This is a genomic window from Mycobacterium sp. (assembly GCF_050701675.1).
In the GTDB taxonomy this organism is placed as follows: domain Bacteria; phylum Actinomycetota; class Actinomycetes; order Mycobacteriales; family Mycobacteriaceae; genus Mycobacterium.
In genome coordinates this window covers 1-2,007 of record NZ_JBOGDD010000183.1, presented here as the reverse complement: position 1 = coordinate 2,007, position 2,007 = coordinate 1, and the positions used below count along the sequence as shown (strand labels likewise).

Genomic DNA, 2,007 nt, shown 5'->3' with positions numbered 1-2,007 from the left:
GTCGTGGCAACGGCCTCCGCGGCGGCCGAGTAGCCGTCCAGCGCCGAGGACATGAAGTGGGTGTGGAAGGCGCCCGCGGTGGCCAACAGCCGGACGCGCGCCTTCGCGGGCGGATCCTCGGCCAGCTTCTCGAGCGCCGCGATGGCGCCCGCGGCGACGATCTGCCCGGCGGCATTGCGATTGGCGGGCACCAGGTCGAGGGCTTCGAGGCGGGCCAGAACCTCGGTCTCGTCGCCTCCGAGTACCGCGGCCATCCCGGTGGGCTCGACAGCGCAGGCTCTTGCCATCTCGGAGCCGCGGGTGGCGGCCAGTGTCACGGCGTCGTCGGCGGAGAGGACACCCGCGATGGCGTAGGCGGCGATCTCACCGACGGAGTGCCCTGCCACGACGGTTTCAGTCTCAGAGAAAAGCCCGCGCGTGGTCAGCTCGTGGTGCGCGAGCAGTGTCGTGGCGACCACCAGGGGCTGCGTCACCGAGGTATCGGTGATCTCGTCGGCGGTAGCGGTGGTCCCCAACCGAGCCAGATCCAGGTTGACGGCGTCGGACCAGGCGGCGATCCGCTCGTCCGCACCGGGCAGTTCGAGCCACGGGGAGAGCATGCCGGGAGTCTGCGATCCCTGTCCGGGGGCAAGCAGCGCAAGCACGTGTGTTTGGGGCACGGATTAAGAGAACACTGTGAAAGCGGTTTTGCGTGGTGTAAGAGATTATGAACCTGGTCTTATGTTTTTGTGGAGAACCTCTAAAACCGCATGTGATGGAACGTCATCGAGATCAGGCCGCAACCTATTGCCCGAGTTTATGCGCGCCCGCGGCGGTGCGTTGGCTGGCCGTCGGCTGCGGCACGCCGGCATTTGACGTGATGGAGTGAGGTGCCTGACGGCCCAGTCTGGCGACGGTCGATGCCACCCTCAGTACATAGGCATCGCGTGGCAGGGTGGGATCGCGGCCGGTGAAGTCGGCGATGCGTTTGAGCCGGTAGCGGACGGTGTTTGGATGAACGAACAATTTGCGCGCGCAGGCCTCGATCGCCCCGCCAGAATCGAGGTAGGCGTCGAGGGTCTCCGTCAGTGCGGGACCCGCGTCGGACAGCGGCCGCATCACGTCGGCCTCGAGCGCGGCGACGGCCGAGGGGTCGCCGAGCAGCGCGCGTTCGGGCAGCAGTTCGCGGGCGGACACCGGCCGCGGCGCGCCGCTCCAGCCTGCGACCGCGTTCATTCCCGCGATGGCTTCGGTGGCGCTGTAATGGGCCGCCACCAGAGATGCCGCGTGGGGCCCGATCACCACGGGGCCGTCGGCGAACACCTCGAGTAGTTCACCGAGGATCTTGTCCGTGGGGGACAGGCGCCCCGACACGATCGCCACCAACCAGGTGCCGTGGACGTCGGACAACGCCGAACGGGCGTTGCGGCCGACGATCTCGTGGACGTCCTCGCTGGCGAACTCGACGCGGGCGGGTTGGGGGAACCCGACGAGCACCGTCGCGGGAGCGGTCGCGTCCCAGTTCAGTGCCGCGGCCTGGGACTGCAGTTGCGGACCGATGTCGCCACGCACCACCGCGTCGACGACGTTGGCCTCCATCCGGGTGTCCCACGCGCCGCGCGCCTCGGCGGCGTCGGCGTATCCCGATGCCGCCGCGAAGGCCAGGTTGCGGCTGTAGCGCAGGATGCCGACGGTCAGTGCCGTCACCTGGTCGGTGTTGCGGGCCAGCATCGGCACCGCTTCCTCGAAGTGCTCCATCGTGACGCGAACCATGTCGACGGTCTGGCGCAGCGCGATGCGCCTGGTGAGCTCCTGCGGGACGAGGGCGAACGCCTCGGCGGTGTACCCGACGTCGCCGCGCGGGTTGCGCATCCACTCGGCGAAGTTGACCAGCGCCGTTTGTACGACGAGCTGAACGCTGGCGCGTTGAGACGCCTCGAGATCGGCGAAGAACGGCAGCCGCTCGCCCATCACGTGGACGGCCTCGGTGGCGAGCCGCCCGGAGTACTGCTTCACGCGGCGAAGCAG

At 68.7% G+C, this 2,007-nt stretch carries 2 protein-coding genes; both read right to left on the bottom strand.

From position 1 onward, the window contains the following. On the bottom strand, positions 1–644 hold a 644-nt coding region (locus ACRDUX_RS05395), incomplete at its 3' end, for an ACP S-malonyltransferase (protein ID WP_526411738.1). 139 nt (positions 645–783) lie between these two features. Next, the coding region (locus ACRDUX_RS05390) for a PucR family transcriptional regulator (RefSeq protein ID WP_526411736.1) at positions 784–2,007 on the bottom strand (1,224 nt) is incomplete at its 5' end.